The following is a 5,662-nucleotide window of genomic DNA, read 5'->3' on the forward strand; positions in this document are numbered from 1 at the left end:
GGGGGTGGGCTCGTCGAACCCGGACAACGTCCGACGCCAGAAGTCCAGCGACTCGCCCCGGTCCCGGGCCACCAGCCACTCCACGTAGTCCCGGTAGGGCCGGCGCGGCCGGCCGGTGGGAGCGCCCGGCGTCGCGTCCGGTGCGGCCCCGGGGGTTCCCTGGGTGCCTGGGGTGGCCGCGGATCCGCTGCCCGCCAGGTCGTGCGCCGTACGGTCCGCGTGCAGCCGGCTGTGCTCCGCGAACACGTCTGCCAGGAACTGGAACATGCTCCATCCGTCGAGGAGCAGGTGGTGGAAAGTCCACACCACCCGCACCCGACCCGCACCCTCCCGAGCCAGGAACAACCGCATCAACGGAGCCACCCCCACATCCAGGCCCCGCTCCCGGTCCACCACCAGGAACTCCGCCAACACCTCCGCCCGCCGCTCCTCAGCCAACCCCGACCAATCCACCACCGTCACCGGCACCCGCACCACCCGATGCACCACCTGCACCGGCTCAGCCACCCCCTCCCACACCACCGACACCCGCAACGCATCCGACCCCGCCACCACCCGCTGCCACGCCCGACCCAACACCTCCGGATCAGCCACCCCCTCCACCACACAACTGAACTGCTCCACATACGCCCCCGACCCCGGATCCGCCACCGCGTGGAACACCATCCCCGCCTGCAACGGCGTCAACGGATACACATCCGCCACCCCACCACCACGCCCAACACCCGCGACCACCTCAGAGGTCTCCACGGTATCGAGCAGGTGATCCACCCCCGCCTGGTCCAACGCCACCAACGGGAAGTCCGACGGACTGGCACCCCCCACCCCCGGCCGCCGGCAGTGCCCCACGAACTCCCGCAACCCCTCCACCACCGCCCGGGCCAACCCCACCACCGTGGCCCGCTCGAACACCCCCGTGGAATACCACCAACTGAACCGCAACCGGCCCTGCACCACCCCACCCACCACATCCAGCAGATACGCCCGTTCCTCACCCGGGGCGTGCTCCCGACCCCCCACCTCCACCGGAACCCCGAACAAGGAACCACCGTCCTGATCGGTATCGAGGTGGAACACCCCGTGGTAGTTCACGCTCACCCCCGGCACCGGCTGCCCCACCAGCTCCGCCGCCCCACCGGTGTACCGCAACGCCTGATAACCCACGCCCCGGTCCGGGACCGCCCGCAACGCCTCCTTCACACCCAACACCGTGGCTGCCCAGCCCTGCCCGGTCTCCTGGAGCACCACCGGGTAGACCGAGGTGAACCAGCCCACCGTCCGGGACAGGTCCACCCCCTCGAACAACTCCTCCCGACCATGACCCTCCAGGGCCACCGCTACCCGGTCCCGACCCGCCCACCGGGTCAGTACCCGGCCCACCACGGCCAGCAGCACGTCGTTGACCTGGGTCCGGTACACCGCGGGGACCTCCGAGAGCACCGCCCGGGTGGTCTCGGTGTCCAGTTCCACCTCGACCCGGTCCTGGTGTTCCACGGTGTTGGGACCCCCGGGGTGGTCCACCGGGATCTCCACCACACCCGGGTCCGACAGCAGGGTGGTCCAGTAGTCGAGTTGGTCGGTGAACCCCCCGGACCGGGTGTGTTCGGCCAGCCGGGCCGTCCACTGGCCCATCGAGGAGGTCCGTTCCCCCAGGTCCACCGGGTTCCCGGTGCGGGCCTGGTGGTAGGCGGTGTCGAGGTCGGAGAGCAGGACCCGCCAGGACACCCCGTCCACCACCGCGTGATGCGCTACCAGCGCTACCCGCCAGCCCCGCGGGGTCCGGGCCAGTACGACCCGCAGCAGTGGGCCGGTGGCCAGGTCCATTCCCGACTGGGCGGTGGTCACCGTGTCCTGCCATGCCTGTTCGGGATCGGTCACCCCGACGGTGTTCACGACCTCGAGGACGGAGGCGGCCTCGAGGTCGGGGAGGATCCGCGGGGCCCAGGCCCCCTGGGGGTCCCGGTCGATCACCAGGCGCAGCGCGTCGTGCTGGGTCAACACCGCGGTCACCGCTGTCTGGAACGCGGCCAGGTCCAGGCTCTCGGGCAGGTCGAACGCGGTCGACATCGCGAAGTGGTGCGGGGCCACCGGGTGGGTTTGCAGGAACCAGGACAGCACCGGGGTTGGTTCCACCGGGCCCGACACCGGACCCCGCGGCACGGGAGTGCCGACTCCAGCAGTCGGCGTGCGGCTCATCCCCGCCGCCAACGCGCCAACTGTCTGGCGGAGGAAGATGTCACGGGACGACAGCACCAGACCCGCCCGACGGGCTTGGGCCACGACCTGGATGCTCAGGATCGAGTCGCCACCGAGGTCGAAGAAGTTGTCGGTGACGCCGACGCGGTCCACCTTCAGCACCTCTGCCCAGACGGCGCACAACGTCCGCTCGGTCTCGTCCCGCGGAGCGGCGTAGGCCGTCACGGCATCGAACTCGGGGCGGGGAAGCGCCTGGCGGTCCAGCTTGCCGTGCACGGTCAACGGCAGCTCGTCCAGAACGACGAACGCGGCGGGAACCATGAAGTCCGGTAGGACGGCGCGGGTGTGGTCCCGCAGGACGTCACTGCCCGGAACGGTACCGTCGGCGGGCGGCGTGAGGTACGCGGCGAGGCGGGCCGCCCCCGGGTCGTCGGTTCGGAGGACTACGACGGCATCGCCGACCAGAGGGTGTCGTCGCAGCACGTTCTCGATCTCACCGAGCTCGATGCGGAAGCCCCGCAGCTTCACCTGGTCATCCGAGCGTCCGCTGAACCGCAGTTGTCCGGTGGGCAGCCAGCGGACCACGTCGCCGGTCCGGTAGAGCCGGCTCCCGTCCTGGGCATAGGGGTTGGCGACGAACCGTTCTCCGGTCAGTCCGGGGCGGTTGAGGTATCCGCGTGCCAGGCTGAGGCCGCTGACGTAGAGATCGCCGTCGACGCCCGGCGGTACCGGACGCAACCGCTCGTCCAGGACGAACACCCGGGTGCCCGGGATCGGGGTACCGATCGGAGGTGTACCCGTGGTCGCCGCGAGCGGCCGGCTCGTCGAGGTGACGACGGTCGTCTCCGTCGGACCGTAGGCGTTGATCATGGTTCGTCCCGGCGACCAGCGCCGGACGAGGTCCGGGCCGCACGCCTCGCCGCCGGTCAGCAGGGTGCGCAGCCTGGGGAGTTCGACCGGCGGCAGGCTGGCGAGCGCCGAAGGCGACACCAGCGCGTGGGTGATCTGGTTCTCCGCGAGGACTGCGGCGAGCTCCTCACCGGCCAGCGGCCCAGCGGCTGCCGGTACCACGAGGGTGCCACCGCTGGCGAACGCCATCAGCAGCTCCATCACGGCGGCGTCGAAGCTGGGCGAGGCGAGTTGCAGAACCCTGCTGGCGGGGTCGAGCCCGAACCGGCGCGGTTGTTCCCCGGCGAGGGCGGCGACTCCCGCATGGGAGACGAGGACCCCCTTCGGCCAGCCCGTGGACCCCGACGTGTAGATCACGTAGGCGCCGCTTCCGGGCAGGACCCTGGTGTGCGGCGGGTGTTCTCCGGGATGCGTGTCCAGCTCAGCGGCGGTCTCCGCCGTGTCGAGCTCGACGACGAGGGGGCCCGTCGGTGCGGGAGTCCCGGCGGTCACATCGGTGCGGGTGAGCAGCAGCGCGCTCCCGCTGTCCCGCACCATGTACTCGATGCGGTCCGAGGGGTGGCTGGGGTCGATGGGCAGGTAGACCGCTCCGGCCTTGAGCACGGCCAACGTGGCGACCACCTGGTCGACCGAACGTGGCAGCAGCAGGGCAACCCGGGTCTCCGGACCGGCCCCGAGGCGGGCCACCAGGTGGGCCAGCCGGTTGGCCCTGACGTCGAGTTCCCGGTAGCTCAGGGCGGTCGGACCGCACACCAGCGCGGTGGCGTCCGGGCGCGTGGCCGCCACTCGTTCGACGATCTCGGCGTAGGGCACCCAGGGGACGTCGGTGTCCGTGGCGTTCCAACCGGTGGTGAGCCGGGCCCGTTCCTCGGCGGACAGCAGGTCCACCTCGCTCAACGGCAGGCTCGGGTCGTCGGCGACGGCGGTGAGCAGGCGCACCAGCCGATCGGCGAGGGAACGTGCCGTCGACTCGTCGAACAGGTCGGCGGCGTACGCCACCACTCCCCGGACGCCGTCTCCGGCCGAGTCCGGGGACCGCCGATCGGCGAGCACGATCTCCAGGTCCACCTTGGAGCCGGTGGACTCGACGGACTCCGGCTGGCATTCGACACCAGGAAGGGACCAGCTCCGGGTCGCGTCCTCGGTGACGCTGACCATCACCTGGAACAGCGGATGCCTGCCGAGCGACCGGGCCGGGCTGATGGCCTCGACGAGTTCCTCGAACGGAACATCCTGGTGGGCGAACGCCCTCAGGTCCGCCGTCCGCACTCGGTCCAACAGTTCCCGGAAGGTCGGGTCACCAGCGGTGTCGGTTCGCAGCACGAGGGTGTTGACGAAGAAGCCGACGAGGTCGTTCAGCTTGTCGTCGGACCGGCCGGCGACCGGGGCACCGAGCGGGATGTCGGTGCCCGCTCCCATCCTGGTGAGCAGCGCCGCGACAGCTGCCTGCAGCACCATGAAGACGCTGGCGGAGCTGTCGCGCGCCAGGCGGGTCACGCTCTCGTGCAGTGCTGCCGGGAGAACGAACTCCACGGCCCCGCCCTGGTGGGAGGACTCCCTCGGACGGGGCCGGTCGGCGGGGAGGGCCAGCGTGTCCGGCGCGCCGGCGAGAGTGTCCCGCCACCAGGCGATGCCGTCGGCGAGCCTGCTGCCGGTCTCCTCGGACTGGCCGAGCACGCGACGCTGCCACAGGGTGTAGTCCGCGTACTGGACCGGGAGTGGCTCCCACCGTGGTTCGAGACCCGCCGCGCGCGCGGCGTAGGCGGTGGCCAGGTCTCGGGTGAACGGGGAGAGGGACCAGGCGTCGGCGGCGATGTGGTGCAGGACCAGGAGCAGCACATTCGTCCGCGCGTTCACGGCGAACAACCGGGCCCGGAGCGGGACCTCACGGGCGAGGTCGAAGCCCTCGATCGCGGCGGCCGCCAGCGATTTGGCGAGCGTCCTCTCCTCGACCACGGTCGTCGGCAGCTCGACGTGGAGATCCTCGACGGGCACCACCCGCTGAACGGGTCGCCCGTCGGGGGCGGGGAACACGGTGCGAAGCGCCTCGTGCCGGACGAGGACGTCACGGAGCGCGGCGAGCAGGGCATCGACGTCGAGCGGTCCGGTGAGGCGCAACGCGAGGGGGACGTTGTAGGAGCCGGCGGTGTCCCCGACCTGGTCGACGAACCACAACCTGCGCTGGGCGAAGGACAGCGGGATCTCGGCCGGGCGCTCCGTCGGGGTGAGCGCGGACGCCGCTCGGTCGGCTCCCTCCACCCAGGACGCCAGTCCTCTCGGGGTCGGGGACTCGAAAAGCGCTCGGAGGGGGATCTCGACGTCCAGCACGGCGCGAACACGGCTGACGACGCGGATCGCGGCGAGCGAGTGCCCGCCGAGGTCGAAGAAGCTGTCAGTCGCACCGACCCGCTCGACGCCGAGGACGTCCGCCCAGACCGAGCAGAGCGTTCTCTCCAGGTCGGTCCGGGGTTCGACGTGCTCGCCCTCCCTGGTCGTGCCTGGTTCGGGTAAAGCGGCCCGGTCGACCTTGCCGTTACCCGTCAGGGGCAAGGCCTCG

At 71.3% G+C, this 5,662-nt stretch carries 1 protein-coding gene; it reads right to left on the reverse strand.

The window, feature by feature from the left end; all coding sequences use genetic code 11:
• Positions 1 to 5,662, reverse strand: a 5,662-nt coding sequence (locus ACTIDRAF_RS0206465) for a non-ribosomal peptide synthetase (protein ID WP_016697904.1), incomplete at both ends; no start/stop codon positions are given.

It is taken from the genome of Actinoalloteichus spitiensis RMV-1378 (assembly GCF_000239155.1).
GTDB lineage: Bacteria > Actinomycetota > Actinomycetes > Mycobacteriales > Pseudonocardiaceae > Actinoalloteichus_B > Actinoalloteichus_B spitiensis.